At 73.3% G+C, this 14,182-nt stretch carries 13 protein-coding genes; 5 read left to right on the plus strand and 8 right to left on the minus strand.

The features are described from left to right. Nucleotides 1-59 precede the first annotated feature (59 nt). On the plus strand, nt 60-296 hold the full coding sequence (locus IT780_RS19830; protein WP_199513070.1) for a hypothetical protein: 237 nt from the start codon (nt 60-62) through the stop codon (nt 294-296). 226 nt (nt 297-522) lie between these two features. On the opposite strand, the gene IT780_RS19835 is transcribed toward IT780_RS19830, so the two are convergent. The 4 genes from IT780_RS19835 to IT780_RS19850 all read right to left on the minus strand — a co-directional run bounded on the left by IT780_RS19835 (nt 523) and on the right by IT780_RS19850 (nt 6,605). Then, on the minus strand, nt 523-1,296 hold the full coding sequence (locus tag IT780_RS19835) for a LamG-like jellyroll fold domain-containing protein (RefSeq protein ID WP_199513071.1): 774 nt from the start codon (nt 1,294-1,296) through the stop codon (nt 523-525). 66 nt (nt 1,297-1,362) lie between these two features. Continuing rightward, nucleotides 1,363-1,743 (minus strand): DUF6401 family natural product biosynthesis protein, encoded by a 381-nt coding sequence (locus IT780_RS19840; protein ID WP_199513072.1) that lies wholly within the window; start codon nt 1,741-1,743, stop codon nt 1,363-1,365. A gap of 97 nt (nt 1,744-1,840) precedes the next feature. Then, the gene (hrpA, locus tag IT780_RS19845; RefSeq protein ID WP_199513073.1) at nt 1,841-5,770 is read right to left on the minus strand and encodes an ATP-dependent RNA helicase HrpA; all 3,930 of its coding nucleotides are present in this window, start codon (nt 5,768-5,770) and stop codon (nt 1,841-1,843) included. Nucleotides 5,771-5,825: 55 nt separating this feature from the next. Continuing rightward, nucleotides 5,826-6,605, minus strand: a complete 780-nt coding sequence (locus IT780_RS19850) for an aldo/keto reductase (RefSeq protein WP_233413091.1) — start codon at nt 6,603-6,605, stop codon at nt 5,826-5,828. Nucleotides 6,606-6,706: 101 nt separating this feature from the next. On the opposite strand from IT780_RS19850, the gene IT780_RS19855 reads away from it, so the two are divergent. Beyond that, nucleotides 6,707-7,072: a response regulator gene (locus tag IT780_RS19855; protein WP_199513074.1), complete on the plus strand. Its 366-nt coding sequence runs from the start codon at nt 6,707-6,709 to the stop codon at nt 7,070-7,072. On the opposite strand, the gene IT780_RS19860 is transcribed toward IT780_RS19855, so the two are convergent. Together IT780_RS19860 and gsmA are read right to left on the minus strand one after the other, a co-directional pair. Next, entirely contained in the window at nt 7,005-9,434 is a 2,430-nt protein-coding gene (locus IT780_RS19860; protein ID WP_307831268.1) for an ATP-binding protein, read from the minus strand. The genes IT780_RS19855 and IT780_RS19860 overlap by 68 nt on opposite strands. Nucleotides 9,435-9,503: 69 nt before the next feature. Further along, nucleotides 9,504-10,646, minus strand: a complete 1,143-nt coding sequence (gene gsmA / locus IT780_RS43200; protein WP_199513076.1) for a sporangiospore maturation cell wall hydrolase GsmA — start codon at nt 10,644-10,646, stop codon at nt 9,504-9,506. Nucleotides 10,647-10,851: 205 nt separating this feature from the next. Here gsmA and IT780_RS19870 point away from each other — a divergent pair, with 205 nt between their 5' ends. Together IT780_RS19870 and IT780_RS19875 are read left to right on the plus strand one after the other, a co-directional pair. Beyond that, complete coding sequence (locus IT780_RS19870) at nt 10,852-11,796, plus strand: phosphatase PAP2 family protein (protein ID WP_199513077.1); 945 nt, start codon at nt 10,852-10,854, stop codon at nt 11,794-11,796. An 18-nt stretch (nt 11,797-11,814) separates the two neighbouring features. After that, nucleotides 11,815-12,387, plus strand: a complete 573-nt coding sequence (locus IT780_RS19875; protein ID WP_199513078.1) for a YflT domain-containing protein — start codon at nt 11,815-11,817, stop codon at nt 12,385-12,387. 64 nt (nt 12,388-12,451) lie between these two features. Here the strand turns inward: IT780_RS19875 and IT780_RS19880 are convergent, their stop codons facing one another. Further along, entirely contained in the window at nt 12,452-13,060 is a 609-nt protein-coding gene (locus IT780_RS19880) for a TetR/AcrR family transcriptional regulator (protein ID WP_233413092.1), read from the minus strand. Between the two features lie 41 nt (nt 13,061-13,101). On the opposite strand from IT780_RS19880, the gene IT780_RS19885 reads away from it, so the two are divergent. Next, the gene (locus tag IT780_RS19885) at nt 13,102-13,992 is read left to right on the plus strand and encodes a Vgb family protein (protein ID WP_233413093.1); all 891 of its coding nucleotides are present in this window, start codon (nt 13,102-13,104) and stop codon (nt 13,990-13,992) included. A 66-nt stretch (nt 13,993-14,058) separates the two neighbouring features. On the opposite strand, the gene IT780_RS19890 is transcribed toward IT780_RS19885, so the two are convergent. Next, a partial coding sequence (locus IT780_RS19890; RefSeq protein WP_267910100.1) for a sigma factor-like helix-turn-helix DNA-binding protein occupies nt 14,059-14,182 on the minus strand: 124 nt, incomplete at its 5' end.

The raw sequence follows: 14,182 nt of genomic DNA on the forward strand, positions 1-14,182 counted from the left end.
GCCGACGGTCGCCGCGACCGGCACCCGGGCCCGTCCCTTCCCTCTTTCAGGAGGCACCTTTGCCTGCTCAGCCCTTCTCCGTCCACGTCGACGCCGACGACCTCGCCCGCCGCGACCTGGCGGCCGCCGTGCCGCTGCCGTCCGTGACCGCCGGCGGCGACGACCGCAAGCCCGCCGCCGATCACCACGGCGCCCGCGACAGCCGCCAGGCCGCCCGGGAACGCTCCGGGCGCGCCCGGTCCGGCCGGGCCGCGGGTGCGGCCGGGGGTCGCTCGTACGCGTTCCGCCGCAGCTGACCGGGCCCGCCCGCCGCACCGAGCGGATCGGGCGTCCGACCGGCATGCCGATGGCCGGGACCCTCTTGAGGGTCCCGGCCATCATCGTGTGCGGCCGCGTGCGGCGGACCGGCGTGTCAGCCCGGCGGCGCGATCACGCCCGCGCGCCCCGGCCGGGCCGGTGGGGCCGGCACGCCTCAGCCTGGCCGGTGCTGCCGGCGAGCCTCGGCTTGGCCGGCGGTGCCGGTCAGCCCACCCGGGCCCAGACGTCGTCGAGCAGGCCGTGGAACATGTCGCTGCGGGTGTGGAAGTTGGGGCCACCGATGCGCAACGGCAGGTTGTTGGAGATCGACAGGGTGGCCGGGATGGTGACCTTGCCGCGGGCCGTACCGTCGATGTAGACCGTCAGGGTCGAGCGCGACCGCTGGCACATCACGGTGTGCCACTTGTTGTCGGCGATGCCGATGGTCGAGCGGACGATCCGCGGTTCCGCCCGCTCCGAGCCGGTGCCGACCACGACGCACTGGGCCTTGCCCTGGTTGGCGCCGATCTGCATCTTCCACTGGCTGTCGGTGTCCGCCACGCCCTTCTGCATGACGTTGGACGAGTCGGTGACCTGCGCCTTGGTGAGGCGTACGGTCGCGCCCCAGCGGAAGAGGCGGGTGCCCGGGTCGAGGTCCGCGTCGTCGGTGCCCTCCAGCAGGACGCGGGGGCAGGCGGAGGCCGAGGCGGCGCACGGCGCGGGGAACGCGGCGTACTTGTCGGAGGTGGTGCCGTTGAAGTGGATGCTGCCGCCGTCCGCCCGGCGGACGGTGAGGGCGGAGCCACGGCCCGAGCGGTCGGCGATCCTGCCGCCGCCGACGGTGCCCGTGTCGAACGTGTAGCGCGCGACCGTGACGGGCGCGGAGGAGACCGGGGCCGCCGGTGCTGCGGGGGCCGCGAGCGCGGGCGCGGGGAGCGCCGCGGCGGCCAGGGCGGGCAGGGACAGGGCCAGTGCGGTGATTCTCGAGTGGTGGTGCATGCCCAAAACGTACTTTCGGGGCCTAACTACTCGAAAGTTCGTGGCCTCCGCGTTTCGGGCAGGGAATCAGAGCAGTCCGGCCGACTCCGCAATCATGCAGACGGCCACAAGTCGCATCAGGTGCCACTCGGCGGCGAGCCAGGCGGAACCCGACACGTACGCGAACCCCGGCTGCGGCACCGGCCGGCCCATCCGCTCGGCGGCGGCGGCGATCGACTTGGCGTACGCGGCGAGCCCGTCCGCGTCGATCTGCCGGCCGGCCTGGTGCAAGGCGTCGCGGACGGCGGCGGCGTGCTGGTCGACCTGGGCGAGCAGGCCGGCGTCCGCCAGCGCCGCGGCGAGGCCGTCGACGCCGACCCGCGCCATCATCTCGTCCAGCAGCGCGCGGGCCGGGTCGACGGCGGGAGCGGCGGAAATCGGGGCGAAGGCGAGGAATTCGTTCGTCATGGGAAGGACGCTAGGGCCTCCGGGGGCCCCATGGCAGCCGGGTAACCGAACGGCACCCGACCGCTCCCCGCAGCGCACCTCCCCGGGCGCGGAAACGTCAGGCGGGCAGCTGGTCCATCGCCTTGAAGATGCGTTTGTCCGACACCGGGTACGCCGTCCCGAGCGACTGCGCGAAGAAGTTGATCCGCAGCTCCTCGAGCATCCAGCGGATCTCCCTCAGCCCCTCCTCGGCCGGCCCGCCCTTCGGCAGCTCGGCCCGCAGCTCGCGGTACTCCGCCTCGATCTCGTGCAGCTGGGCCATCAACTGACGGTCGCGCGCCAGGGTGCCGCCGAGGCGGTCGAGGCGGTGAACGATGCCCTTGAGGTAGCGCGGCAGGTGGTGCAGCTGCTTCCAGCCGGTGTCGGTGACGAACCCCGGGTAGACGAGGCTCTTGAGCTGCGCCCGGACGTCCGCGAGCGCCGGCACGAGCGCCGGGTCGCGGGTGGTGCCGAGACGCTGGCCGATCTCGTACGCGGTCGCCAGCACCGCCTGCACCTGCTTCACCACGGTGGCCGTGGCGTCCACCAGCTCGGCGCGTACCTCCTCGCGCAGGGCCGTGAAGGCCTCCGACGACCAGGCCGGGCCGCCGGCGTCCTGCACGAGCCGGTCCACGGCCGCGCCCGCGCAGTCGTCGAGCAGCTCCGCGATCGAGCGGTACGGGTTGCCCCGCGACAGCTCCAGCTTCGCCCGGTTGTCCAGCCGCCCCTGCAGGTAGCGGGCTGCCGGGGGCAGCGTGAGCAGCAGGAGGCGGCGGGTGCCGGCGCGCATCGCCTCGCGCTGCTCCGCCTCGGTCTCGAAGACCCGCACCGCCACGCTGTCGCCCTCGTCGGCGAGCGCCGGGTACACCGTGACCTCGTAGCCGCCGCGGATCTGCTTGACGGTGCGGGGCAGCGTACCGAAGTCGTTGGTCCGGATGCCGCGCCGCTCGATGTCGCCGGCGGCGGCCGAGATGGTCTCCTGGACCTTGGGCGCGAGGCTGGTGCGCAGCACGTCGAGGTCGCGGCCCTCGCCCACCACCGTGCCGTCCTCGCCGACCACGCGGAAGTTCATCCGCAGGTGCTCCGGCACCTGGCCGGGGCGCCACGCGTCGCGCGGCACGACCACACCGGTGAGGCGGCGCAGCTCGTCGCCGACCGCGTCGCTGAGCGCGCCGCGGCGGGCCGGGATGCGCGCCAGCACGGCGTCGGCCCAGTCCGGTACGGGCACGAAGCTGGTCCGCAGCTGCTTCGGCAGTGCCCGGATCAGCGCGACGATGATCTCCTTGCGCAGGCCCGGCACGTTCCAGCCGAAGTCGTCGGCGTCGAGTTTGTTGAGCAGCGGGAGCGGCACCTGCACGGTCACGCCGTCCGCCGCCCTGCCCGGCTCGAACTGGTAGCTCAGCGGCAGCCGTACGCCCCCGGCGAGCCAGGCGTCCGGGTACGCGGCCGGGTCTACCGCGTCGCGCCCGGAGTTGACGAGCTGCTCGCGGGTGAAGGTGAGCAGCTGCGGATCCTCGCGCCGCGCCTTCTTCCACCAGGCGTCGAAGTGCCGGGCGGAAACCACGTCAGCGGGGATGCGGGCGTCGTAAAGCGCGAACACGGTCTCGTCGTCGACCATGATGTCGCGCCGGCGGGCCCTGTTCTCGATCTCCTCGATGCGGGCCAGCAGCTTGGCGTTGTCGGCGAGGAACGCGTGGTGGGTGTCCCAGTCGCCCTCGACCAGCGCGTGCCGGATGAACAGCTCGCGCGACAGCGCCGGGTCGATGCGCCCGTAGCCGACCTTGCGGCGGGGCACGATCGGCAGGCCGTACAGGGTGACCTTCTCGTACGCCATGACGGCGCCCTGCTTCTTCTCCCAGTGCGGCTCGCTGTAGCTGCGCTTCACCAGGTGCGGCGCGAGCTTCTCGGCCCACTCCGGCTCGATGCGGGCGTTGACCCGGCCCCAGAGCCGGGAGGTCTCCACCAGCTCGGCGGCCATCACCCAGCGGGGCTGCTTCTTGAACAGCGCCGAGCCCGGGAAGATGGCGAACTTCGCGCCGCGGGCGCCGAGGTACTCCCGCTTGTCGGTGTCCTTGAGGCCGATGTGGCTGAGCAGGCCGGAGAGCAGCGCGGTGTGGAACTGCTGGGCGTCGGGGACCCGCTCGTCGTCCTCGGTGATCGTCAGCCCCAGCCCGCGGGCGACCTGTCGCAGCTGCGAGTAGATGTCCTGCCACTCGCGCACCCGCAGGTAGTTGAGGAACTCGGCGCGGCACAGCCTGCGGAACTGGTTGCCGGACAGCTCGCGCTGCTTGTCGCGCAGGTAGCGCCACAGGTTGAGGTACGTGAAGAAGTCGGATTCCTTGTCGGTGAAGCGCCCGTGCTTCTCGTCGGCCTGCTGCTGCCGCTCCGCCGGCCGCTCCCGCGGATCCTGGATGGACAGGGCGGCGGCGACCACCATCACCTCGGCGGCGCAGTCCTGTTTCCCGGCCTCGATCACCATGCGGGCCAGCCGCGGGTCGACGGGCAGCTGGGCGAGCTGCCGGCCCATCGGGGTCAGCTTCCTCTTGTCCAGGGCGCCGAGCTCTTCCAGGAGCTTGACGCCGTCGGTGACGTTGCGGCGGTCCGGCGGGTCGATGAACGGGAACGCCGCGAGGTCGCCGAGACCCAGGTTGGTCATCTGCAGGATGACCGAGGCCAGGTTGGTCCGCAGGATCTCCGGTTCGGTGAAGGCGGGGCGGCCCTCGAAGTCCTCTTCGGAGTAGAGCCGGATGCAGATGCCCTCGCTGGTCCGCCCGCACCGGCCCTTGCGCTGGTTGGCGCTGGCCTGCGACACGGGCTCGATCGGCAGCCGCTGCACCTTGAGCCGGTTGCTGTACCGCGAGATCCGGGCGGTGCCGGGGTCGATGACGTACTTGATGCCGGGCACGGTCAGCGAGGTCTCGGCGACGTTGGTGGCCAGCACGACGCGGCGGCCGGTGTGGCGTTCGAACACGCGGTGCTGCTCGGCGGCGGAGAGGCGGCCGTACAGCGGGACGATCTCGGTGTTGCGCAGATCCTTCCTGGTGAGCGCCTCGGCGGTGTCGCGGATCTCCCGCTCGCCGCTGAGGAACACGAGGATGTCCCCGCTGCTCTCCCGGCCCAGTTCGTCGACCGCGGCGGCGATGCCGTCCACCTGATCGATCGGCTCCTCGCGGCTCTCCTCGCCCTCGTCCCCGGTCTCCTCCACCAGAGGGCGGTAGCGCACCTCCACCGGGTACGTACGCCCGGAGACCTCGATGACCGGCGCGGGGCCGTTCGGACCGGCGAAGTGCTCGGCGAAGCGCTGCGTCTCGATCGTCGCGGAAGTGATGATGAGTTTGAGGTCGGGACGCTGCGGGAGCAGCTGGTGCAGGTACCCGAGGATGAAGTCGATGTTGAGGCTGCGCTCGTGCGCCTCGTCGATGATGAGCGTGTCGTAGCGGCGCAGCATCCGGTCGTGCTGGATCTCGGCGAGCAGGATGCCGTCGGTCATCACCTTGATCATGGTGTCGTCGGACACCTGGTCGGTGAAGCGCACCTTGTAGCCCACGGTCGCGCCGAGCGGGGTGTCCAGCTCCTCGGCGATGCGTTCGGCGACCGTGCGGGCGGCGATGCGCCGCGGCTGGGTGTGCCCGATCTGCCCGCGCAGCCCCCGGCCCAGCTCGAGGCAGATCTTCGGCAGCTGGGTGGTCTTGCCGGAGCCGGTCTCGCCCGCCACGATCACGACCTGGTGGTCGCGGATGGCGGCGAGCAGGTCGTCCCGGCGCTGGCTGACCGGCAGGTCCTCGGGATAGGACACCGCCGGCACGGACGCCAGGCGCGCGTCGCGGCGCTGCTCCGCCCGGGTCAGCTCGTCGGTGATCTCCGCCAGGACGGCGGCCCGCGCGGCCTCGTCGCGGATCCTTCTGGTGCCCTCGAGCCGCCGCTGCAGCCGGCGTTCGTCGCGGGGAAGCAGGTCGGACATCCTGCGGCGGAGCTCGGCGAGGTCCTGGCTGATGGGGGTCACAGACATAACCGCTCAACAATAGAGACTGCCCGCGCGGAATGCCTGGTGATTATCGCCGCTGTCAGGACAGCGGCGACAGCGCGTCGATCGCCGCCATCTCCTCGTCGCTGAGCACGAAGCCGTCGAGGCGCGCGTTGCTCGCGATCCGCTCCGGCGTGCCGCTCTTCGGGATCACCACGACGCCGTGCTGCACGTGCCAGCGCAGCACCACCCGGGCCGGGTCGACGCCGTGGGCGGTGGCGATGCCGGTGAGCACGGGGTCGTGCAGGTTCGTCGTCTTGAACGGCGAGTACCCCTCCACGACGATGCCGCGCTCGCGGTGGTCGGCGACGAGCTTGGGGTCGTACAGCTTGGGGCCCCAGCGGATCTGGTTGACCGCGGGCGTCACCCCGGTGGCGGCGATCAGCTCGTCGAGGTCGCCGATGTCGTAGTTGCTCACCCCGATGGCGTGGGCGTGGCCCCGGTCGCGGGCGGCCACGAACTCGCGCCACACCGCCACGGACCGGCCCCGGCGCGGCGGCCAGTGGATGAGCCACAGGTCGACCGCGTCCACGCCGAGCGCGCGGCGGCTGGCGTCGAGGGTGTCGCGCTCCTGCCCGGCCCGTTCCGGCGGCAGCTTGGTGGTCACGAAGACCTCGTCGCGGGGTACGCCGCTGTCGGCGAGGGCCCGGCCGACCTCGGCCTCGTTGCCGTACATGGTCGCGGTGTCGAGGTGGCGGTAGCCGGCTTCGAGGGCCTCGCGGACCGCCTCGTAGGCGGCGTCCCCGCGGATCTGCCACGTGCCGAAGCCCAGCAGCGGCATGGCGAGCGGCCCGCCGAGCGGCGCGGACGGAATCGTCATGGCTCCCATCCTGCTACAAAATGGCGGCCCGCCCGTTTCCCGTGCCCGGTTCGGTCTTTATGTCTGCCGACAACGTCGTCGGAGAAAGCAGGGCACGGAGCATGATCGTCGTCGCAGAGGACCACGAGGACATCCTGTTCGTCCTGCAACGCGCCCTCGAACGCGCGGGCCACGAGGTGGTCGCCACGACCGACGGCGAGGCCGCGCTGGAGGCGGTCCGCCGGCACCGCCCGGACGTCGTGGTCACCGACGTGGACATGCCCCGGATGACCGGGCTGGACCTGTGCCGGGCCATCCGCGCCGACGAGCACCTGCGGCACATCCCGGTGGTCCTGGCCAGCGGGTCGCTGCTGCCGGGCGACGAGCGCGCGGCCGAGGTGGGTGCCACCGCGACGCTGCTCAAGCCGTTCCTGCCGGCCCAGCTCCTGGCGTGCGTCGCGGCGTTGCTGCCGCCACGGCAGGCCTGAGTACCGGCGCCCCGGACGACGACGGCGGCGCGGCGGCCCTGGCGGGGGCCTCCGCCACGCAGGGCGGGCGAATTGCGGGCGGCCTCAACGCCTCGCCGACGGCGGGCAGCGCGGCCGCTTCCGCCTCGGCCCGCTCGGACAGCGCCCGGTCCAGCGCCACCCGATCGTCCCGGTCCGCGCCGGGATCCCCGGCCTCCGGGGCGGCCAGGGGCAGTGTGAAGTGGAAGCGCGTACCGCCGCCGGGGTTGTCGGCCACCCCGATCGTGCCGCCGTGGCGCTCCACGATGCGCCGGCAGATCGCCAGGCCGAGGCCGGTGCCTGCGTACCCGGCGGCGGTCCGGGCCCGGTGGAACGACTCGAAGATGGCCGGCTTGTCGTCCGCCGGGATGCCGATGCCGCGGTCGGCCACCTCGATGCGGGCCCAGCCCGGTTCGGCCGGCCCGGCGGTGACATCGATGCGGGCGGCGCGCCCGGGCGGCACGTACTTGAGGGCGTTGCCGACGAGGTTGTCGAGCACGTGCCGCAGCATCGCGGGGTCCGCGCGCACCTCGGGCAGCGGGCCCACGTACACGTCGGGCGGCGGGCCGGCGCCCGGCCGCACGTGCTCGGTGCGCTGCGCGACCACCTCCGCGACCAGCGGGCCCAGCGGGACGTTCCGCGGGGTGAGCGGGGCGTCCCGCGACGTCGTGTACGCCAGCAGCGTGTCGATCAGCGCCGCCATCCGGTCCACCGCGTTCATGATCCGGTCGAGCGCGGCCCGCACCTCGGTGACCTCCGGGCCCGGCGGCGCGTCGGCCAGCTCGTCGCCGGCGGTCTCGCAGTGCCCGCGGATGACCGCCAGCGGCGCCTTGAGGTCGTGCGCCACCACGCCGGCGAAGACGGCCAGGTCGTTCTCGTACCGGCGCAGCTCGGTGATGTCGTGGAACACCGCGACGGCGCCGTGCTGCCCCGCGCTGGGGTCGAGCGGGCGCCCGTCGACGCTGATCAGGATGCCGTCCGGGCGCTGCTCGTTGCGGATGAGCATCTCGACGCCGTCCGACACCTCCCCCTGCAGGGCGCGCACCAGCGGCATGTCCTCCAGCGGGAAGGGCGTACGGCCGTCCGGGCGGAAGATGCCGTAGTGCGCCTGCCAGTCGTCCGGCCGGTCGGCGTCGACGGCCACGCCGAGCAGCGCCTTGGCCGCGGGGTTGTGCAGCAGGAACGCGCCGTTCTCGTCCACCACCCCGACGCCGTCGCCGAGGCTGGCCATGATCGCACCGAGCAGGCCCGCCTGCCGGCGGCTCTCCGCCTCGGCCGACCGGAGCTCCGCCGTCGCCACGAGCACCTGCTCCCGGGCGCGGGACCGGCCCGTCGCGAGTACCCACACGAGCACGGCCAGCATGAGCGTGAGGAGGATGCCGCCGAGCAGCACGGTGGTCGGCGTGCCGTTGCGGGCGCCGGGCAGCCGGTGCGAGTCCGCGCCGGTCAGCAGCGTCCACTGGTGGTCCGCCACCGGGAAGGTCGCCTGCCGTTCGAGATCACGCCGGCCGGGGGCGTCGTACGCGGCCACCTTGAGGCGCTGGCCCTGGCCGTCGGTCGCGTACAGCTCGCCGTCGAGCAGGCCCTGGCTGGCGGTGCCGAGCACGCCGCCGAGGAAGTCCTGCCCGCGCAGCCCCATGGCGACCCAGCCCTGGAAACTCGGCAGGTCGCCGTCGCCGGCGGGCGCGGTGAAGACGGGCGCGACGAAGATGAACGACAGCTGCCGGTGGATCAGGGGCACGTTCCGGTCGCGCAGCAGCACGTACGCGTCCGACACGGTGGGCCGGCCGGTTCGGCGTGCCTCCAGCAGCGCGGCGGCACCCTCGGGCGCGGACGCCACGTCGATACCGGAGGCGACGGCGGCGCTGTTGTTGAGGGTGCGCTGGAAGATCGAGAAGAGGTGCAGGTCCGGGTCGCCGCGCGGCTGCAGGGTGAGCCCGTCCGCGCCGCGGGAGCGCCAGAACCGCTCGGTCTCCTCGATCTCGCCGGAGGGCGTCGCGACGACGAACGCCACCGACGTGGCACCGACCAGCCCGGCCGTCTCGAGGGGCGCGGTGGCGGCGGCGAAGTCCCCGGCGGTGAGCCTCGTGTTCGTGCCCAGCCCGGCAGCCACGGCCTGCATGAGGTCCCGGTACCGGCCGGTCTCGGCGGTGACGGCGGCGCGGGCCACGGCCGTCCGCTGGTCCATCACCCGGGCCGCGGCGGCGCGCTGGTCGTCGTGCAGCGCGCCGACGGTACGCAGCGTGACGGCGAGCCCGATGACGAGTACGGCAGCGGCGAGCAGCGGACCGGCGAGGCGCGCTCGCCGCGTCTCACCGTGCGCGATGGTCCCCCTGCTCCCCACTGAACGGAGCATAAAACGCAAATCACCCCCGTCGGCGAGGTTCCGCCGACGGGGATGAAGATCACTCACTTACTTCCAGGTGTCGTACTGGTACAGGTTCCAGCTCGCCATGATGCCGGTGACCTTCGTGTAGTAGTTCGGGTCGGTGGCGTACCCGGCCTTCCAGACCTTCCAGATGAACTTGTTGGCGTCGCGGGTGTACTCGAACGCCGGCGCGTACCGGGGGTTCACCCGCAGGAAGCTGCCGTGGTCGCGGAACGAGTGGCCCTGGGTGGCGTACGTGCGGAACGCCGCCGAGGTCGAGAAGCAGTCGCCCGCCTTCGTGCACTCGTTCGTCCGGTACACGTGGCAGCCGTTCGCCAGCTTGCCGTACGAGCCGTTCTGGCACTTGATGCCGAAGTAGTTCTTGTCCACCGAGGCGAGGCCGCTGCGGCCCCAGCCGGACTCGAGGATGGCCTGGGCGATCGTCACCGACGGCGGGACGCCGTACTCGCGCCAGCCGCGCTGCGCGCCGGAAACGGACGCCCGGATGAACTGGTCAGGGGTCAGCGACACCGTGGGTGCGGGAGCCGACGAGCCGGTGCACGCCGGGAGCGGCCCGGAGTACATGTACCCGTGCGAGATGTAGGTGCCCGCCGACGTCCGGTCCCACTGCGAGGTGGTGCGCACGGTGCCGGAGACGCTCTGCCCGGTGACCGCGCACGCCAGGTTGACCTTGTCGCCGCTGGCGGCCGTACCGAGCACCGAGGACGAGGTCGACGGCGCCGAGCGCAGGTTGACCTTGCCTTCGAAGCTCTTGACCGTGCCGACCACGTACCGCTTTCCGGCCGGGGTGGACGGCTTCGCCTTGACGGGCACGGCGGTGGGCGAGGTCGCGGCGCACCGCGGGGCGGCCTTGGCCGACTTCACGTACGCGTGCGAGATGTACCGCCCGGTGCCGAGCCTGTCCCAGGCGGTGGTGGTGCGGACGGCGCCGCGGACGTTCTGGCCGGTCACGGTGCACACGACGGTGATCTTCTGCCCGTTGCGCAGCGATCCGACGGCCTTCGCGGCCAGCGACGGCGCGGAGCGCACCTTCAGCGAGCTCCCCACCTTGATCGTGGCGGTCACCCCGGCGGCACTGGCCACGCCGGGCGCCGCGACCAGCCCGGCTCCGAGCGCGGCGACCAGCAGCGGCCCGGTGAGCAGTCGTCGGGCGGCGGTGTACGTCATCTATGTCCCCTCCATAGCGGCGTCGGCGTCCGTGCTTCGGCTCCGTTAGAAGGTCTCGGCGGGCCGTTGCGGGCCCAGGCACCGCCGGGGTGCAGTCGAGTTGCCGCTCCTTTCCTCCCGGGATCCGCGCCGGTCCGCGCTTGAAATTCACGCCGAATGGGCATTGCGGGACCGCCCCGCAGTGACGTTCAGGAGGAAACCGCCCATGACGGCCCTGGCCTCGCGCCCCGCCCCCGCCGCCGAAGCCCCCAGCCCGCGCCGGGGAGTCAGCCACGTGCTGGCGCACGCCCTCGTCGGCGTGCTGGCGGCCCTGGGCGTGGCAGCCGTCTACTACGCCTGCGTGCGGACGCCGCTCGGCCAGACGATCGACACGCTGGTCATGCGCGGCGCCGACGTGCAGCACCCACGCGTCGTGCAGGTTCTGGACCGGGCGCTGAACGGCACGACCCTGGTCAGCCTCGTGGCCATCTGCCTCGCGGCCGCGGCGATCGGCGTGGTCCGCCGCCGCGCCGACCTGGCCTTCGCCGCGGCGGTCCTGGTGCTCGGCGCCAACGCCAGCACCCGGCTGCTCAAGACCCACCTGGCCCGGCCCGACCTGGACGGCTTCCCCGCGCCGAACTCGTTCCCGAGCGGGCACACCACCGCGGCCGCCTCGGTGGCGTTCGCGCTGATCCTGGTGCTGCCGTTCGCCATCCGCGGCACCGTCGCGCTGATCGGGGCGGCGTACGTCACGATCATCGCCGTGGCCACCGTCTGGGCCGAGTGGCACCGCCCGAGCGACACCGTCGCGGCCCTGCTGGTCGTCCTCGCGTGGAGCGCGCTCGCGTCGACGATCGTGCGCGCCCGCCGCGTCCGCATCACCGGCGTGACCGCCCGCCCCAACCGCCTCGCCATGCTGCTGTTCACCGTGACAGGCGCGATCAGCTCGGTCGCCGCGCTGCTCGGCCTCGGCGCGGTCGCGCTCTCCGAGCGGGTCGTCCCCGACCTGGTCTCCGGCCGGTTCGCCTTCGCGGCCGGCACCGCGGCGGTCACGGCCGCGGTCGCCGGAACCTTCGCGGTCTGGGTCCGCCTCGCCGCGGGCGACCAGCCCTCCACCCCGGACGCTGCCCCGGTCCCCGCCTCGGCCCAGTCCGGACCCCTCACCGACTGACACCCTGGAGGAGCCACCATGACCACCCCGACCCCGGAACCGGGAATGCCCGGCACGTCCGGCACCGTCCCGCCCGGCCCGGCCGGCGTACCGGCCACCCCCGCCGCCGACCCCACGGCCCGGAGCACCATGCCCGGCGCCACCGTCCAGATGGCCACGTACCCGAACTACGCGCTGGCCCAGCAGGCGGTGGACTACCTGTCGGACAACAAGTTCCCCGTCGAACGGACCAGCATCGTCGGCACCGACCTGCGCCTCGTGGAGAACGTCCTCGGCCGCATGACCACCGCCCGCGCCGCGCTCGCGGGCGCGGCCAGCGGCGCCTGGTTCGGCCTGTTCATCGGCCTGTTCTTCGGCATCTTCAGCGACTCCAACTGGGTCGGCGTGATCCTGCTCGGCCTCATCATCGGCGGCATCTGGGGTGCCGTCTTCGGCGCGATCGCCCAGGCCATGACCGGCGGCCGCCGCGACTTCTCGTCGCGCAGCAGCCTGCAGGCCGCCCAGTACGCGGTGGTCGTCGAGGCGGAGGTCGCGGACGGGGCACGGCAGCTGCTCACCCGGCTGAACTGGCAGAACAGCGGCGCCAGCTGACCGGCTCCCGCATCGGCGCGCCGTCCCTGCTCGTCAGGGGCGGCGCGTCCGTCGTCGGCCGGGGTCAGGAGCGCCGGGCGGCGACCGCGACGCCGGCCCGGGCGTACCGTTCGGCGATGTCCTCCGTGGCCGGGGACCGCATGACCGCGAGTTCGTAGAAGATCGGCGCGCACGAGGCGATGAGGACGGTCCGGGCATCGACGTTCCCGGCGGCTTCGCCCCGGCGCGCGGCGCGTTCGACGGCGACGGCCGCGCGGGCGTAGCGGTCCTCCCAGAACGACCGGAGCGCCCGGGCCGCCGCCGGTGAGCGGAACGACGCCGCGATGAGGGCCCGGGTGATCGACGGGTCCTCGGTCAGGGCGGCGACGATCTGGCGGTTGATGCCGGTCAGGTCGCCGAGGAGCGTGCCGGTGTCCGGTGGCTCCCACGTCTGTTCACGGGCGGCGTCGAGGGAGTCGGCGAGCAGGCTGCCGGTGTCCCGCCAGCGGCGGTAGACCGTCGTGCGGTGCACTCCGGAGCGCGCGGCCACGGCGTCCACCGTCAGGGCCTCGTACCCCTCTTCGAGCAGCAGCGACGTCACGGCGTCGAGCACGCGCTCCCGCGTGCGGGCCGTGCGGCCGCCCGGCCGGGCCGCACCCGGGCGCGTGGAACGGGCTTGCGCGTCGGATGACATGTGGTTAATGCTACAGATGTAGCGTTAGAAGGAGGAGGCCCATGTCGTCACTCCGGCCGGAGATGTGCCGCGAGGTGGTCCTGCCGCCGGGCTGGGCACCGTACGCGCTGGCCCGAGATGCCACCGGCGCCCTGTGGACGACGGTCCTGGATCCGCCGGGACTCGCCCGCATGCTGCCGGGCGGCGGGTTCGAGCACGAGGCGCTCCCGCCGGGCGAGGGCCGGCCGATGCTGCTGACCGTCGCAGCCGACGGCGCGCTCTGGTGCACCAGGAGTGACGATCGGCTGACCAGGCGGGACGCCTCGGGCGGCCGTACTGTGATCGACCTGGAGCCCGGATCGGCGCCCTACGGCATCGCCGCCGCCCCCGGCGGTGACGTCTGGTTCACCGCACCGGGGCGCAACCGGATCGGCCGGGTCACCGCGGCGGGCACCGTCACGTCGGTCGATCTGCCGGTCGCGGACGCCCGGGCGGCGATGCTCACCGTCGACGCAGACGGCCGGCCCTGGGCCGCGCTCAACGCCGCCGGCGCCCTCGCCTGCGTGCGCGACGGCACGGTGCGGCTCGTCGAGCTCCCCGCCGGCCGGGCCCCGGCCGCGCCCGTCGGCGTCGCGGCCTCCGCTGCGGGCGTCTGGTACGCGGACATCGCCGGCGGTTGCGTCGGTCGCGTCGACCCGTCCGGCTCGGTGGAGCGGATCGAGTTCGCCGACGCCGCCTGCCGGCCGCACGCCGTCGCGGTGGACACCGACGGCGCGTGCTGGGTGACGCTGTGGGGCTCCGGCCAGGTGGCCCGGGTCTCCGCCGACGGTGAGATCACCCTCGGCGACCTGCCCGGCAAGGAGCCGCACGGACTGTGGGTCGAGGAGTCCCGGGTGTGGGTCGCGATGGAGAGCGGTTCCCTGGTCGCGATCGAGAAGAGCGTGGTCGCCTGAGCCAGGAGGTCGCCGACACGGCGAACGCCGGCTCCCAGGGGGCCGGCGTTCGTGGCGTCGTACGGGTCAGAGGGTCTCGGCGGCGAGCTGGGTGCGCAGCTTGGTCAGGGCCTTGGTGAGCAGGCGGCTGACGTGCATCTGGGAGATGCCGATCTGCTCGGCGATCTGCGACTGGGTCAGGTTGCCGTAG

It is taken from the genome of Nucisporomicrobium flavum, from assembly GCF_016464385.1.
Classification (GTDB): domain Bacteria; phylum Actinomycetota; class Actinomycetes; order Mycobacteriales; family Micromonosporaceae; genus Actinoplanes; species Actinoplanes flavus_A.

Excerpts from the sequence above, each read along its gene's own strand:
- IT780_RS19855 (WP_199513074.1), top strand. The coding sequence starts at position 6,707 with ATGATCGTCGTCGCAGAGGACCACGAGGACATCCTGTTCGTCCTGCAA.
- IT780_RS19840 (WP_199513072.1), bottom strand. The coding sequence starts at position 1,743 with ATGACGAACGAATTCCTCGCCTTCGCCCCGATTTCCGCCGCTCCCGCC.
- IT780_RS19880 (WP_233413092.1), bottom strand. The coding sequence starts at position 13,060 with ATGTCATCCGACGCGCAAGCCCGTTCCACGCGCCCGGGTGCGGCCCGG.
- IT780_RS19875 (WP_199513078.1), top strand. The coding sequence starts at position 11,815 with ATGACCACCCCGACCCCGGAACCGGGAATGCCCGGCACGTCCGGCACC.
- IT780_RS19885 (WP_233413093.1), top strand. The coding sequence starts at position 13,102 with ATGTCGTCACTCCGGCCGGAGATGTGCCGCGAGGTGGTCCTGCCGCCG.
- IT780_RS19850 (WP_233413091.1), bottom strand. The coding sequence starts at position 6,605 with ATGACGATTCCGTCCGCGCCGCTCGGCGGGCCGCTCGCCATGCCGCTG.
- IT780_RS19835 (WP_199513071.1), bottom strand. The coding sequence starts at position 1,296 with ATGCACCACCACTCGAGAATCACCGCACTGGCCCTGTCCCTGCCCGCC.
- IT780_RS19870 (WP_199513077.1), top strand. The coding sequence starts at position 10,852 with ATGACGGCCCTGGCCTCGCGCCCCGCCCCCGCCGCCGAAGCCCCCAGC.
- gsmA (WP_199513076.1), bottom strand. The coding sequence starts at position 10,646 with ATGACGTACACCGCCGCCCGACGACTGCTCACCGGGCCGCTGCTGGTC.
- hrpA (WP_199513073.1), bottom strand. The coding sequence starts at position 5,770 with ATGTCTGTGACCCCCATCAGCCAGGACCTCGCCGAGCTCCGCCGCAGG.